Here is a 14633-nt window from a genome sequence, read left to right as displayed (position 1 = left end):
TATTGCTGCTTAGCTCGATAGCTAATGGGAGTTTACTCCGTTTTCCATCGCACGCCGAGGTAACAGTGCCCATAGTGCGGCTAGCATTACGATCGCATAAATACTTTTCCAGCCAACCATATAGAGCAATAACAAACACAATACGCTGCCTATGGCCGCCATCAGACGTGAACGTCCTTTCAGTAGACGGCAACCCGCCAGCATACACAGCAGATAGATCATGATAAAAATGCCGTTGGCGTAAATAATCAGTTCATCCAACGCCACACCTAGTGCATAAATGCCCACCGCGCACAGTAAACAGCAGCCAAGTACAACATTCAGCGCGTTGACCGGTGCCTGACGCAGTGAAAGCTGCGCCAAACGGCTTTGTGGTTTCAGCTGCGCCTGTGACCAAACCAGCCGAGCAAAGCTTTGGGTGTAAATATTAAGGCTAGCAAAACAGGCCAGATAGCCAATAATACAGGCGATCCATAGCGCTTTTTGACCAAATAGCTGTACGACGATCCCCGGCAGTGATGCCGCTGCGGCTTTTTCCGCACCGAAGGCATTGAAATGCAAAACCGCGACCGTACAACCCCAGTACACCACGCCTGCCAGCAGCAAGCCGATCATCAATGCACGAGGAAAATCACGTTCGGGATCTTTAAACTCAGAGGCCAGATGGGCAAAAGCTTCTAATCCGACAAAGCACCAAAACATCACGGCCAATGCAGAAAAGAGGTTCTGAGGGCTGACATCTGCTGGAGTCGGGAATGGAATTTCCGCCGGTGATATTCCGCCGCGCCACCAAATGGCCGCAACCAAAGCCACCACCAGTCCGGCGATCAACGTCTGTAAGTTCGCGCTGGAACCTGCTCCGCGGGTGCCCAAAAACCACACCACCATCAGCGTGCCGATTTCCACCAGCAGCAACTCCCAGCCATGCCAGCCAAACATAGCCTGCCAAAAACCCGCCGCAATTTGCAGCGCCGCAGGTAAACCAACGGGGATAACGGAAAGAAACAGCCAACCGGTCACTCGCGCCATATGCGGCCCAAATGCCATACCGACAAAATGAGCGGCACCGCCCGCACTTGGGAAGTGACGCCCTAGCGCAGCGAAACCAATCGCGATCGGAAACACGAGGATAATAAGAATCGGCCATGCCCACAGGCTATCATTGCCGGCCACCAGCGCCGCTAATGCAGGCACAGCAAAGACGCCCGTGCCTAACAGCGATGTAGATAACAATCCTATTCCCTGAGCCAGCCCTAGCTCTTGCTTTAATCCGCTCACAATATGTTCCGCTTAGCGTTCATCGGGGGATTATTCGTGGCCCTGACGAATTGTTTTAATGATGTTGGTGGTTGAACAACCATCTTCAAAATTCAGCACACGCACTTCACCACCAGCAGCGATCACTTCTTTCCCACCTGCAATATCTTCAGGCTTGTAGTCACCGCCTTTAACCAACAGATCAGGCAATACCTCAGAAATAATGCGCTGCGGCGTATCTTCTTCAAATGAGATAACCCAATCCACGGCTTCTAGCGCAGCCAGTACGATCATACGCTGTGCTAACGCATTGACCGGACGCTCTTCACCCTTCAAGCGTTTGGTTGATGCATCGCTGTTTACCGCAACGATTAGTCGATCGCCTAATTTGCGTGCGTTAGCCAAATAAGAAACATGTCCCGCATGCAGAATGTCAAAAACGCCGTTAGTCATCACGACTTTTTCGCCACGCTGACGAGCATTCGCAACGGCGGCTTTTAACTCTTCTTGGCTCATCACGCCAAAGCCCGTTTCGCTGCGCCCACGAATGGCGTTTTCCAGCTCGATAGGTGAAACGGTAGACGTTCCCAGTTTGCCCACCACCACGCCCGCGCCCGCATTGGCTAAGAAGCAAGCCTCTTCCAATGACGTTCCCGCGGCGATTGCCGTTGCCAGAACACCAATCACCGTATCGCCAGCACCGGTCACGTCATACACTTCTTGCGCCTGCGTCGGCATATGCAACGGTGGCTGGTCGTGCTGCAACAAGGTCATGCCCTGCTCAGAACGCGTAACTAGCAGCGCTGTGAGATCAAATTCACGCATCAATTGCAAACCACGCTCAACCAATTCTTCATCGGTTTTACAACGGCCTACCACGGCTTCGAACTCAGACAGATTTGGCGTTAGCAGCGTTGCACCTCGGTAGCGTTCAAAATCGGTACCTTTAGGATCGATCAGCACAGGAACGTTCGCCGCACGTGCTAATTGAATCATCTGTTGGACCGAATTTAATGCCCCTTTGGCATAATCGGATAAAATTAACGCGCCCAGTTTTGGCAATGCGTGCTGAATTCTTTCAAAAATTGGCTGAGGATCAATGCTGCTGAAGCCCTCTTCAAAGTCGAGACGAATCAGCTGCTGATTACGCGATAAAACACGCAGTTTAGTGATCGTTGGATGCGTCGGCACGGACACGAAATCGCATTTAACGTTAACTTCGCCCAACTTGGCACTTAGCGCTCTTGCTGCGTCATCGATACCGGTTAAACCTACCAAACGAGCATTCGCGCCAAGCGACGCAATGTTCATTGCCACGTTGGCCGCCCCGCCAGGACGCTCCTCAACGGTATCCACTTTAACCACCGGTACCGGTGCTTCAGGTGAAATACGGCTAGTAGGTCCATACCAGTAGCGATCTAACATGACGTCACCCACAACCAGAACGTTGGCATGACGGAAATCAGGTAGGGTTACTTTCATCCCCGGACTCCAAAAAAGACTAAGATTGTGCGCGATATTATCACACCCAGCGCTATTTCTATTACACCCTTCTTACGGGTTGTAGCTGCTCGCTGACTGCAACTCCACGTAATTTATGTATACAATAGAACCTTAATTCATTCAGCGAGGTTCTGATTTCCCCGTTATGGCTGACAATCATGTTTACCCGAAATTCGAGCGCGAATTACTGCACCCACGTTACTGGTTAACTTGGTTGGGGCTGGGAGTACTCTACATTTTAGTGCTTCTGCCCTATCCATGGCTGTATAAATTTGGAACGTGGTTAGGTAGAACTGCGATGAAATTTATGAAACGCCGGGTAAAAATTTCTTTACGCAATTTAGAGCTTTGCTTCCCCGAAATGAGTGAAGCTGAGCGTAGAGCAAAAGTTGCCAAAAATTTTGAGTCCGTTGGTATGGGGCTCATTGAAACCGGTATGGCTTGGTTTTGGCCAACTTGGCGCATTAATCGCTGGTGCAAAGCTGAAGGCTTAGAAAACATCGCTAAAGCTCAGCAGGAAGGCAAAGGCGTATTGCTAATTGGTTTGCACTTCCTAACGCTAGAGCTGGGCGCACGTATTTTTGGCGTTCATAATCCTGGCGTCGGTGTTTACCGTCCTAACGACAACAAAGTTGTGGACTGGATGCAAACCTGGGGACGTCTGCGTTCCAATAAATATATGCTCGACCGCAAAGACGTTAAAGGCATGATCCGCGCGCTCAAGGAAGGTGAGATCGTCTGGTACGCGCCCGATCACGATTACGGCCCACGTAGCAGCGTTTTTGTGCCTTTGTTTGCCGTTGAGCAAGCGGCCACCACAACGGGCACTTACATTCTGGCTCGCATGGGAAAACCGGCCATTATTCCGTTTAACGCGGTTCGAGCGGAAGATGGGAGCGGCTATACCATGGTGATTCAGCCACGGTTAGAAGATTTCCCATTGGAAAACGAAACCGTCGCGGCTATCGCTATGAATAAAGTCGTCGAACAAGAAATCTTACGCGCGCCAACACAATACATGTGGATGCATCGCCGCTTTAAGACGCGCCCCAAAGGCATGCCATCTCGCTACTAGCGCAGAGCAATCACGTTTATTGCTCTAAATGGATTTCAAGGACAGGGTTTCAGGGACGAAACCACTAATAGCCAAATATCAGAAAATCCATCGCTCCCACGATATCGTCTCGGCAATACCCCAAGTCGTCGACCTGTTCCCCTAGCTGCGACAACGTAACTCCAGCCATCTGTGGCGTCATCAGTAACACCTCATGTTCTTCAATCTTAAAGCTCAGGATCAGTCGCTCTTGTTCAGCCAACGATGATGTGGTTTTTAGCCCTAATGGAATAACCATTCGGGTCGCCAGCGATGACAAGAAATCGTGCTGAACATCCAGAAGATACGGAAAACGTTTTGCAGAAGCCCGATCTCGGTTTTTGTAGACGGCAAACTGGCTCATCAAAAAGACCTCAGGCCATCACTGAATACACCGTTCTCTTCAACATCTTGATTATAGGTAGCAATGCTTTGTTGATGGCTATCAAGCCACTGTCGCTGCCCCTCTGCGATAACAACCTGCTGCAAAGCCTCTTCCATCACGGCAGATAAATTGATGTTAAGTGCTTTAGCCTGCTGAATCAGTCCCTGATCGATGCTCACATTCACCGCCTTTTTACTTCCCGTTAAAAGTGTTCTACGTTTCATCATGAAACTCCATGCGCATAATTTATGCGCATTATAGAACAACAAAAAGAGAAACGGTTGAAATTTGCGCACAGCTTCGCAAAGATTTTATTCTCTACCCCAACCACGTCGCCCAACTACGGCGCACCTGTTCACGCTCAGCAACGAATGCATCCAGCCCGACGGCACCCGACTGCTCTTGCAAAGCTAAATGGTGGATCGCATCACGCATCGTCACATAGGCCTGCGTCAGCGCCGCCGCTTCTGCCTCCGGCATGATGTTGTAGTTCGCCATCAGCTCAAATATACGTACGTTGTCTGACCAACGCGTGAGGCGTGGTTCCTGTGAGGCATAGTTAAGCACCAGATATTGAGCGATAAATTCAATATCCGTAATGCCGCCCTCATCGGCTTTAATATCAAACTGGTCGCGATGCTTGCCGCCCAGATGCTGGCGCATTTTTTCCCGCATTTCACGGACTTCAGTCTTTAAGGTGTTCGTTTCTCTGGAACGACACAAAATCTCATGGCGAATCGCATCAAACTGCTGATGAATCTGCACGTCACCATAAACAGGGCGGGCACGTACCAAGGCCTGATGTTCCCACGTCCACGCTTCGTTTCGCTGGTACTCGCCAAAGGAATCGACGGTACTCACCAGCATGCCTGAAGCCCCTGAAGGGCGAAGACGAGCATCTACCTCATACAAAATTCCTGATGACGTACGCGTGCTAAACAGATGCATAATGCGCTGCGCCAAGCGCAGATAGAACTGGCGACCATCAATGCTACGCTCGCCGCTGGTCATCACATCAGACGGGCAATCGAGCAAGAAAACAAGATCGAGATCGGAGCTATAACCTAACTCCCAACCGCCCAATTTTCCGTAGCCGAGTACCGCAAACCCTCGCCCTTCACGCCCTTGCAGATGCGTCGGCTGACCATAACGCCCAACCATATGTGTCCACGCCTGCTGCACCACCGCATCAATCATCGCCTCGGCAAGATAGGTGAGATGATCGCTGACTTTCATCACCGGCAACGCCCCTGAAATATCGCTGGCAGCAATTCGCAACTGATGAGCATGTTTAAACTGTCTCAGCGCCTCAAGATTCTGCTCTTCATCATCGGCGGGAACCCGCATCAAATATTGGCGCAGCTCATCACGATAGGCATCTTGAGGAACGGGCTGATACAAGGTGTTTGGATCGAGTAGTTCATCCAGCAGCAGCGGGTAACGTGCCAGCTGCGTCGCCACCATCGGCGAAGCCGCGCATAGGCGAATCAGTTGGCTCAGCGCCGCACGATACTCCACCAGCAGCTCCAGATACGTGGTGCGCGTGACGATGTTGAGCAATAGCGGAGTTAGACGTTGGAGCACGCGTACAGCGTCTTCTCTAGCACACACTTCACCAAGTAGCGCTGGCATCAGTTGGCCGAGTACTTCACGGCCACGCGGCCCGATGGTGCGTTTATCCACATCGCTGCGGAAATCGTTGATACAACGCAGCAATAGCTGACGTGACTCGCTCTCTAACTGTGGCGTGAAGGGGTCTAGATCGCGCTCATCCAGCAAATCTTGCCACAGAGCGGCAAATTGCTCGCGCGGTGCTTCCGCACTTTCTTCTTCGCTCTCATCATCGCCAATTAATTCGTTAAAAATAGCCCTCACAGCCAACATCTTTTGCTCTAGCTGCGCCATCAGCTGTGCCCAATCCGCAGCGCCCATTCCCCAAGCTAAGCGAGCCTGATTCAGTTCGTCGTTGGGCAGCGTTTGGGTTTGTTCGTCATTGATAGCCTGAAGGAGATTTTCCAACCGGCGTAAAAACAGATAACTTTCAGTGAGATCTACAACCTGCTCGGTCTTGAGTAAACCAAGCTGACCAATCGCCAACAGTGAAGGCTGGAGCGCACGCTGCTGTAAAGACGGCTCACGCCCACCGCGAATCAGTTGGAAAACCTGCGTGATAAACTCAATTTCGCGGATACCACCAGCACCCAGCTTAATATTATCTTTCAGACCTCTGCGGCGAACTTCACGGGCAATCATGCCTTTCATATTGCGCAGCGACTGAATAACGCTGAAATCAATATAACGGCGGAATACGAACGGGCGCAGCGTACGGCGTAGCTCTTGACTATAGGCGTCTTCATTGCCGCCCATCAGACGCGCTTTGACCATCGCATAACGCTCCCAATCTCGTCCTTGTTCTTGGTAGTAATCCTCAAGTGCGGCAAAGCTCAGCACTAACGGGCCACTGTCTCCAAACGGACGCAGGCGCATATCAACACGATAAACAAACCCGTCCACCGTGGGCTGATCGAGTGCTTTGATCAAGCGCTGGCCTAAGCGGGTGAAAAACTGGGCATTGTCTAACTCACGCCTTCCACCTTGCGTCACTCCACTTTCTGGATAGGCAAAAATCAGATCGATATCCGACGAAAAGTTCAGTTCACCGCCGCCCAATTTCCCCATACCTAAAATCAACAAGGGCTGCGGCTCACCTTGCGCGTTGCACGGCGTACCCCATTCTGCACAGCAGGTTTGATATAAACGATCGCGCGCGGTAATAATCAGCGTTTCAGCCAGTTCGCTTAGTTGGCGCAGCGTATCACCGGTTTCACAGCGTTTGAGTGATTGCATCCATGAAATTCGCGACAGCATATGACGCCGAAACAGCCGCAGCACACGCATCAAACTCACTTCATCATCAGCGTCGATTAATTGTTCATCCAACCAATGAGCATAATTTTTCCACTCATCAGGCTGGGGGGGAGTGTCATGCAGTTGCTGCCACCATTCGGGGTGCGCGATAAAGTTTTCACTCATGAAATCGCTTAGCGCCAGCGCGCTGCGATCTTCAAAAGAGGAAATCACCAAACGCTCCGAGATTTGCGCGGCCTGAGCGTCAAGCAAAGGGGGAAGCACGCGAGAAGCAGACTCAGACATAAACACTCCCTGAATAAACGTCTATTTGCAGACGAAACCGATGATGTAATGAGTTCTTCTATCTCCTCCCTAGCCTCAGGGAGGAGAGCCAACTAACCTATTCAGCTAGTCGTTGACGGAAGGTTTTTGAGTACCATTTAACCAGAATGTAGGCTGATCCATTGCATGCTTACGTGTGGATTCAATGTAGGCATCTTGCTTCTGAATAATCGCCTGCTGCAGCGTGTGCCAGCCAGATAAATACTCTGCTACAGCTTCTTCAGGATAGGCCCCTGAAAGTACATGGAACAGCAGCAGCTGACGAACCAAACGGACATATTTATCCTGATATTCGCCGCCGTGCTGCACATGTTCGAAGGCTTCTTTCAATTCCGCACCGGTACGCCCCAGCATGATATCGGCGAAGCGCTTGAACGATCCATTCAGCTTAGTTAGCGTTTTATCTGTCACGAAAGAACGCCATTCTGCGCTGGCTATCCAGCGAGTAAGCGCTAACTGGGTATTCAGATACAGCGGGCTAAAGCAGACTTTTTTAGCATCGAGACGCGGCGTTGCCAACTGTTCTTCTAGCTCGGTGAGACCCGCTCGCAGCGCGGTGCTCGCCTTACGCGGTACCAAACCGCCAAATAACACAAAAATCTGGCGCAGCAGCTCAATGGCCTCAAGCACGGTTTTCTGGGCTTTACGGTCACCGTGCAGCCAAACTTCTTCATTCGCCTGCCAGTGACGCAGCGCAAAGGTAAAGGCATCGGTCATGCCCTGTTCAACGTTAGCCTTTGGCGCAACTTTGAGTATGCCCAACGGAACGATCTCGCGATCCGGATTGCCTTTTGCCAAGTGATAACCACGTGCGGCTTTGCTCAAGCTGCCTAAGCGAAGACCGCCTTCAGCCGTGAGTTCTTGAGCAAAAGAGAGCAAATCCTCTCGGCTGCCCGATTTCAGCTCCAGTTCAATTTCATATAAAGGCTCGCTGAGTTCACCGGCTTTTACTTCGCCCTGATCCAGCGCCACCTCAATCTCACTTGAACGGTAAGTAACCACCCACTTTTCTCGTGCGAAATGCGTGCTAAACACCGGTGAAAGTGCGGCTTGAAGCGCCTGAAGATCACAGCCTTCTGGCCATACTTCCGCAGGAAGCAAATGAATGTCTAATTCAGCGGCCTTGAGGTCAACGTTAAATTCAGGGCGTTGATGCAGCCCTCCCACGGTTTTCCCCGCGGTTTTAAGCGTCATTTCGTAACGATCGCCGTATCCGCGAATGCGCAAGCCCATGTCATAACTACGCAAGGTGTTATCGGCGGTTTCATAATAAATATTGGTGAGTTTTTGCGCCGCAGTATGAACATTTGGCCACGGAGCCAAACGCTGAGAAAGTTGTTCCGCTACTTCTGGAGTAGCGATGAATTTTAGTTCGATTTCGACGTTCATAGCTTCGGTCATAATTGGTTCACATTAAGGTTTTACCGAACTATATCAATAAGTTCAGGCTGAAATACAAAAATAGTGTGCAACATAAAACACATCAGTTAACATGCGCACCCTTCTGACAACTTTTGCGCAGAAAACCATCAAAAGGTGCATGAGTGATGCCAGTAAATACTATATTAGGATTGTTTGCCAAGTCTCCCCTGAAACCACTTCAGGAACATGCCAGCAGCGTGCACCAATGTTGCTCGCTGCTCGTCCCTTTCTTTCAAGCCACGGCTCAACAACAGTGGGAAAACGCACAACATCTTCGTGAACAGATTTCCATGCTGGAAAAACAGGCTGATGCGCTGAAACGAGAAATTCGCCTCAAGCTACCACGCGGGCTGTTTTTACCGGTTGATAGAACCGATATGCTCGATCTCGTGACTCAGCAAGATCGTTTGGCTAATCGCGCTAAAGATATTGCTGGACGCGTCATCGGCCGCCATCTCATGGTACCGGAATCAATGCAAACCGACTTCATGGTTTATTTGCAACGCTGCCTAGATGCTACCACGCAGGCCAACAAAGTGATCCACGAACTGGACGAACTGTTAGAAACCGGCTTCCGCGGGCGCGAAGCGTCGCTGGTTGAACAAATGGTGATGGAGTTAGATCACATTGAAGATGATACCGACCATCAACAAATCTTGCTGCGTCAGGCGTTGTTGGCACTCGAGCCACAGTATAACCCTATCGATGTGATGTGCCTGTATCAGGTCATGGAATGGATCGGCAGCCTTGCCGATGAATCACTGCGCGTGGGGTCTCGCCTTGAGCTTATGTTAGCTCGCACGTAGTCATGGGTCTCTCATTGTTAATTTTAATCTTTTGATATTTTGGACTAGCACAAATGGCAATTATTGCTGACCACGGCACTTTGCTGATCTTCATTGCGGCATTTTTCGGCCTGTTGATGGCGATTGGTATTGGGGCTAATGACGTTGCCAACGCAATGGGCACCTCCGTTGGCGCTCGCGCAATCACCGTCCGTCAGGCGATCATTATCGCCATGATCTTTGAGTTTGCCGGTGCCTATCTGGCCGGAGGAGAAGTTACGCAGACTATCCGCAACGGCATCATTGATACCAGCGCGTTCAGCGCGCAGCCAGACGTGCTGATTTTCGGCATGATGGCATCTCTGCTGGCGGCTGGGATTTGGCTTATTGTCGCCTCGATGATGGGCTGGCCAGTGTCAACCACACACTCCATCATTGGCGCTATTATTGGCTTCGCCTGTGTCTCCGTTGGGCCAGATGCCGTGGAATGGAGCGGCGTCAAAGGTATCGTGGGCAGTTGGATTATTACCCCGCTGATTTCCGGCGTGGTGGCTTACGGTATTTTCCTCAGCGCCCAGCGCTTAATTTTTAATACCGATAATCCTTTCGCCAATGCACGCCGCTATGGCCCGATTTATATGTTTTTGACCTCATTGGTTATTTTACTGGTCACTATCAAAAAAGGGCTTAAACACGTTGGGCTATACCTGACCAACGGCGAAACATGGATTATCTCGATTGCGCTATCCCTGTTAGTGATGATCGGCGGTTATTTTTACCTATCGCGTAAATCATTCACCGATAACGCCGATGAAGAAGACCATTTCCGTGGCGTAGAGAAAGTCTTCAGCTTACTGATGGTGATTACCGCCTGTGCGATGGCGTTTGCCCATGGTTCTAACGATGTCGCCAACGCGATTGGCCCATTGTCGGCCATCGTAGCCATTGTGCACGACCCCTTAGCGCTCGCCTCCACGTCACCTATCGTCTGGTGGATATTACCTCTAGGCGGAGTGGGCATCGTGGTTGGGCTGGCATTAATGGGGCGACGCGTAATGGAAACCGTGGGCAGCGGCATCACCGATCTTACCCCAAGCCGAGGCTTTGCCGCTCAGTTTGCGACTGCGTCTACCGTTGTGATTGCCTCAGGAACAGGATTACCTATCTCCACCACGCAAACGCTGGTGGGTGCAGTGTTAGGCGTGGGGTTCGCCCGTGGTATTGCGGCATTAAATCTTAACGTGGTACGCAACATTGTCGCTTCGTGGATTGTTACCCTGCCAGCAGGGGCTGGGCTATCTATCGTGCTGTTTTATATTTTGCAGGCACTGTTTGGCTAATTCGTGCTTTTCGTCAAACCGTCGATGAAAGCCAAATAAATAGATGAAACTTCTGGCCTGATAAGCAATTATCAGGCCTATTAATTTTTAGCCATGCATTCCAAAAGGTGTAACGACCCGCGTTAGAAGTCAGATAGTTCCCATTTCGGATTTTTCATTGCGTCGCCACACTGTTCCCCGTACTATTTTGTCTCTTCACCCACTTAAAAATGAAAATCAGATGCATAAATTTCGCTTAGTTTGTTTAACACTACTCGCCACCTGCTTCACGCTAAATGCTCACGCTGAAGAGAAGCGTTACATTTCCGATGAGCTGAATACTTACGTCCATAGCGGCCCAGGTAATCAGTATCGTATCGTTGGAACATTAAATGCGGGTGAAGAAGTTGAACTACTGAGCGTTAACGCGGACAACAAATATGGTCAGGTGCGCGATGCCAAAGGCCGTACCGTGTGGTTGCCAATGGAGCAGTTGAGCACCGAGCCAAGCTTACGTAGCCGCGTACCAGAATTAGAGCAGCAGGTAAAAACGCTGACTGACAAACTGACTAATATCGATAACAGCTGGAACCAGCGCACCGCTGAAATGCAGCAAAAAGTGGCCAACAGCGACAGCACCATCGACAGTCTAAAATCAGAAAATCAAAAGCTGAAAGAACAGCTCTCCAGCGCACAGAAAAGCGTTAGCGCCATCAACACTCAGTTAGATGATAAAAAGCGCGGCATCATTATGCAGTGGTTCTTATACGGCGGCGGCGTTGCCGGTGGCGGCTTGCTGCTAGGCTTGCTGTTGCCTCGTTTAATTCCACGACGCAAAAAAGATCGTTGGATGAACTAATCTTAGAAAACGCCGCTTGCGGCGTTTTTTTATTTCAGTGCACGGCGCGTTTGTCGTAACCTGTTTGTCATAACCTATAGTTAACAAATCATCTTATCCGAATAACTGTGTCATGCCTTCCCTCCTCGGATTATCCGATCACGAAGAATGTGGAAGGCGTCTGTGAGGAAGTGAGTTTGAAGATTTTTTTGGTCGGCGGAGCCGTACGCGATAAGCGACTGAATTTACCCGTTTATGACCGTGATTGGGTCATCGAAGGTGCAACACCTGAAGAATTAACGGCACAAGGTTTTCAGCAGGTTGGCAAAGATTTCCCTGTTTTTCTGCACCCAAAATCCCGCGAAGAATACGCACTCGCACGCACCGAGCGTAAATCAGGCCACGGCTATACCGGTTTCGTTACCTATTTCGCACCCGACGTAACCCTAGAGCAAGATTTGTTGCGCCGCGATCTTACCATCAATGCAATGGCTGAAAGCGCTGATGGAACACTCATCGATCCTTACGGTGGCCTAAACGATCTTAATAACAAGGTTCTACGCCACGTATCAGACGCATTTCACGAAGATCCGCTGCGCGTCTTGCGCGTTGCACGCTTTGCGGCTCGCTTTGCTCATTTGGGCTTTCACGTCGCACCAGAAACAATGGCTTTGATGGCGCAGATGACGGCAGATAATGAGCTACAAAACCTGACGCCTGAGCGAGTTTGGCGCGAAACAGAAAAAGCGTTGATCACACAGAGCCCACAGGTTTATTTCCAAGTGCTGCGTGACTGCGGTGCGTTAGCCGTATTGTTCCCTGAAATCGACAATCTGTTTGGCGTACCGGCCCCCGAAAAATGGCACCCAGAAATTGATACGGGGATTCACACGCTGATGGCATTAGCTATCGCCGCCAAACTTACCGACGAGATTGACGTGCGGTTTGCCACGCTAACGCATGATTTAGGCAAGGGGTTAACGCCGCCAGAATATTGGCCGCATCACCATGGTCATGGCCCTGCGGGTGTGAAATTGGTTGAAGCACTTTGCCAACGTTTACGCGTACCCAACGCCATTCGTGAACTGGCAAAAATCGTCGCTGAATATCACGATCTGATCCATACCGTGGAGAAATTGCGGCCCGTCACGCTGCTTAAATTATTTGATTCTATTGACGTTTGGCGCAAGCCACAGCGTTTGGAACAAATGATTATGTCGAGCGAAGCCGATGCCCGTGGGCGTACTGGATTTGAAAATAATCCCTATCCTCAAGGCGATTATCTACGAGCGGCCTGTAAAGTGGCAGAAAGCGTATCTGTTCGTGAGGTTGTCGATGCTGGTTTCAAAGGGCCTCAAATCCGTGAGGAGCTGCAACAGCGCCGCTTAAATGCGCTCAAAGAGTGGAAGCAGGACGTCTCTCCACAGGAAGAAAACCGCGATTAACGCCCACAAAAAAGGCCTCGGTAAAAACCGTAGGCCTTTCTTCGTTGCTCAGCGCACTTTTTACAGGAATACCATGTAAACCACTGCGGCAACAATAAAGCGGTAAATCGCGAAGGGAACAAAAGAGATCCGTTTAATCACGCTCAAGAACGTTTTAATCGCAATTAATGCCACAATAAACGCCGTAACAAAACCAACCGCAAACATCGGTAAGTCAGCCATAGACAGGAACGGCAGGCTCTTATACAGCTCTAACGCGGTGGCACCCATCATCATTGGCACCGCCAAAATGAATGAGAACTCAGACGCGGCAAAGCGGCTCACGCCCATCAACATCCCGCCTGAAATGGTCGCACCAGAGCGAGAGAATCCCGGCCAAAGAGCCAAACACTGAAAACAGCCGATCATAAATGCCTGACGATAGGTAATATCATCTAACCCAACCGCGCGAGGCTGCTTTGGTTTAAGCCATTCAGCTGCCAGCAGTAGGAAACCACCGACGACCAGCGCATACACAACGGTTCGCGGCGCAAACAGGTTTTTTATCGCATCGTGGAACACCAGCCCCAAGACTACCGCAGGGATCATCGCAAGCAGGATATGGCCTAATGTCAGGTGCCCTTGGGTTTTTCCCTCATGCACCGGAGGCTGACCAAAATGAATGCCAATCAAACCAAACAGGCGACGCCAGAACATCACGACAACCGCTAAAATCGAGCCTAGTTGGATAATAACTTCAAAGGTCTTCGCCTTATCACCTTCAAATCCAAGCCAGTGTCCGATGATAATCATATGCCCCGTCGACGATACCGGCAGAAACTCTGTAACACCTTCAACAACCCCAAGAATAAACGCATTGATCAGCAAATGCAGATCCATAAAAGTACTACCCTTTTCAAAAGCGTTACGCACGCAAAAAAGTGACGCAAGAGCGTCACTTATGAAGTATGACTGTGACTAGGCTAATTCAATAAAGTTTCGCCAATATGACATTAAAATCTCATTGAGCTAATGGATTAAACACGCTTTCCACGTTCAATCTGCACGCCGACACTTTTCGCATGCGCCACCGCACCAGGTTTACTGACTCTGATGCGAACCCAAGGGCTGTTAAATTTATCCATCAACATCATCGCCACTTCTTCAGCCACGCGTTCAACCAGCGCAAACTGGTTAGGCTCAACATGCTTGATGATCGCGTCGCTCACGTCGGCATAGCTAAGACAGTCTGCCACATCATCGCTCAACGCCGCTTTACGGTTATCCCACGCCAGCTCTACGTCGAATACTAGCTTCTGACGAATGGTTTGTTCCCAGTCATAAACACCGATTGTGGTGATGACGGTTAATTCTTCAATAAATACGATGTCCATCACGTGATTCTCTGTTTTTGC

The 14633-nt window shown here is 50.3% G+C and carries 13 protein-coding genes; 5 read left to right on the top strand and 8 right to left on the bottom strand.

Translation table 11 applies throughout. The annotated features are described in order from the left end of the window. Positions 1-21 precede the first annotated feature (21 nt). Together yjeH and hldE are read right to left on the bottom strand one after the other, a co-directional pair. Positions 22-1278: an L-methionine/branched-chain amino acid transporter gene (gene yjeH / locus CPY98_RS03065; protein ID WP_046449742.1), complete on the bottom strand. Its 1257-nt coding sequence runs from the start codon at positions 1276-1278 to the stop codon at positions 22-24. Between the two features lie 30 nt (positions 1279-1308). Next, the gene (gene hldE / locus CPY98_RS03060) at positions 1309-2739 is read right to left on the bottom strand and encodes a bifunctional D-glycero-beta-D-manno-heptose-7-phosphate kinase/D-glycero-beta-D-manno-heptose 1-phosphate adenylyltransferase HldE (protein ID WP_025799038.1); all 1431 of its coding nucleotides are present in this window, start codon (positions 2737-2739) and stop codon (positions 1309-1311) included. 166 nt (positions 2740-2905) lie between these two features. Here hldE and CPY98_RS03055 point away from each other — a divergent pair, with 166 nt between their 5' ends. After that, on the top strand, positions 2906-3835 hold the full coding sequence (locus CPY98_RS03055; RefSeq protein ID WP_025799036.1) for a Kdo(2)-lipid IV(A) acyltransferase: 930 nt from the start codon (positions 2906-2908) through the stop codon (positions 3833-3835). 64 nt (positions 3836-3899) lie between these two features. Here CPY98_RS03055 and CPY98_RS03050 read toward each other — a convergent pair whose 3' ends face one another. The 4 genes from CPY98_RS03050 to CPY98_RS03035 form a co-directional block, all read right to left on the bottom strand. Beyond that, positions 3900-4217 (bottom strand): CcdB family protein, encoded by a 318-nt coding sequence (locus CPY98_RS03050; protein ID WP_096386317.1) that lies wholly within the window; start codon positions 4215-4217, stop codon positions 3900-3902. Beyond that, entirely contained in the window at positions 4217-4465 is a 249-nt protein-coding gene (locus tag CPY98_RS03045) for a type II toxin-antitoxin system CcdA family antitoxin (RefSeq protein WP_231899430.1), read from the bottom strand. Before CPY98_RS03045 ends, CPY98_RS03050 begins: the two co-directional genes overlap by 1 nt. Before the next feature lie 91 nt (positions 4466-4556). Further along, positions 4557-7370 (bottom strand): bifunctional [glutamate--ammonia ligase]-adenylyl-L-tyrosine phosphorylase/[glutamate--ammonia-ligase] adenylyltransferase, encoded by a 2814-nt coding sequence (gene glnE / locus CPY98_RS03040; protein WP_369828311.1) that lies wholly within the window; start codon positions 7368-7370, stop codon positions 4557-4559. Between the two features lie 126 nt (positions 7371-7496). Further along, positions 7497-8819 (bottom strand): inorganic triphosphatase, encoded by a 1323-nt coding sequence (locus CPY98_RS03035; RefSeq protein ID WP_172863856.1) that lies wholly within the window; start codon positions 8817-8819, stop codon positions 7497-7499. A gap of 158 nt (positions 8820-8977) precedes the next feature. On the opposite strand from CPY98_RS03035, the gene CPY98_RS03030 reads away from it, so the two are divergent. The 4 genes from CPY98_RS03030 to CPY98_RS03015 all read left to right on the top strand — a co-directional run bounded on the left by CPY98_RS03030 (position 8978) and on the right by CPY98_RS03015 (position 13239). Then, complete coding sequence (locus tag CPY98_RS03030; RefSeq protein WP_046359360.1) at positions 8978-9658, top strand: TIGR00153 family protein; 681 nt, start codon at positions 8978-8980, stop codon at positions 9656-9658. 53 nt (positions 9659-9711) lie between these two features. Beyond that, on the top strand, positions 9712-10977 hold the full coding sequence (locus tag CPY98_RS03025) for an inorganic phosphate transporter (protein ID WP_046449744.1): 1266 nt from the start codon (positions 9712-9714) through the stop codon (positions 10975-10977). Positions 10978-11197: 220 nt separating this feature from the next. Then, complete coding sequence (locus tag CPY98_RS03020; RefSeq protein WP_025799024.1) at positions 11198-11815, top strand: TIGR04211 family SH3 domain-containing protein; 618 nt, start codon at positions 11198-11200, stop codon at positions 11813-11815. Positions 11816-11991: 176 nt separating this feature from the next. Next, a complete protein-coding gene (locus CPY98_RS03015) occupies positions 11992-13239 on the top strand; it encodes a multifunctional CCA addition/repair protein (protein WP_043490816.1) in 1248 nt (415 codons plus the stop codon). A 60-nt stretch (positions 13240-13299) separates the two neighbouring features. Here the strand turns inward: CPY98_RS03015 and bacA are convergent, their stop codons facing one another. Together bacA and folB are read right to left on the bottom strand one after the other, a co-directional pair. Further along, on the bottom strand, positions 13300-14118 hold the full coding sequence (bacA, locus tag CPY98_RS03010) for an undecaprenyl-diphosphate phosphatase (RefSeq protein WP_096386312.1): 819 nt from the start codon (positions 14116-14118) through the stop codon (positions 13300-13302). A 137-nt stretch (positions 14119-14255) separates the two neighbouring features. Further along, entirely contained in the window at positions 14256-14612 is a 357-nt protein-coding gene (gene folB / locus CPY98_RS03005) for a bifunctional dihydroneopterin aldolase/7,8-dihydroneopterin epimerase (protein ID WP_043490812.1), read from the bottom strand. Between the last annotated feature and the right edge of the window lie 21 nt (positions 14613-14633).

The organism is Hafnia sp. CBA7124, from assembly GCF_002355555.1.
In the GTDB taxonomy this organism is placed as follows: Bacteria; Pseudomonadota; Gammaproteobacteria; order Enterobacterales; family Enterobacteriaceae; genus Hafnia; species Hafnia alvei.
This window is presented reverse-complemented; position numbering and strand designations above follow the sequence as displayed.

Bases quoted from the DNA above. Each gene is read 5' to 3' on its own strand.
- CPY98_RS03030 (WP_046359360.1), top strand. From the start codon at position 8,978: ATGCCAGTAAATACTATATTAGGATTGTTTGCCAAGTCTCCCCTGAAA.
- CPY98_RS03045 (WP_231899430.1), bottom strand. From the start codon at position 4,465: ATGATGAAACGTAGAACACTTTTAACGGGAAGTAAAAAGGCGGTGAAT.
- folB (WP_043490812.1), bottom strand. From the start codon at position 14,612: ATGGACATCGTATTTATTGAAGAATTAACCGTCATCACCACAATCGGT.
- CPY98_RS03025 (WP_046449744.1), top strand. From the start codon at position 9,712: ATGGCAATTATTGCTGACCACGGCACTTTGCTGATCTTCATTGCGGCA.
- hldE (WP_025799038.1), bottom strand. From the start codon at position 2,739: ATGAAAGTAACCCTACCTGATTTCCGTCATGCCAACGTTCTGGTTGTG.
- CPY98_RS03020 (WP_025799024.1), top strand. From the start codon at position 11,198: ATGCATAAATTTCGCTTAGTTTGTTTAACACTACTCGCCACCTGCTTC.
- CPY98_RS03050 (WP_096386317.1), bottom strand. From the start codon at position 4,217: ATGAGCCAGTTTGCCGTCTACAAAAACCGAGATCGGGCTTCTGCAAAA.
- CPY98_RS03055 (WP_025799036.1), top strand. From the start codon at position 2,906: ATGGCTGACAATCATGTTTACCCGAAATTCGAGCGCGAATTACTGCAC.
- CPY98_RS03035 (WP_172863856.1), bottom strand. From the start codon at position 8,819: ATGAACGTCGAAATCGAACTAAAATTCATCGCTACTCCAGAAGTAGCG.
- bacA (WP_096386312.1), bottom strand. From the start codon at position 14,118: ATGGATCTGCATTTGCTGATCAATGCGTTTATTCTTGGGGTTGTTGAA.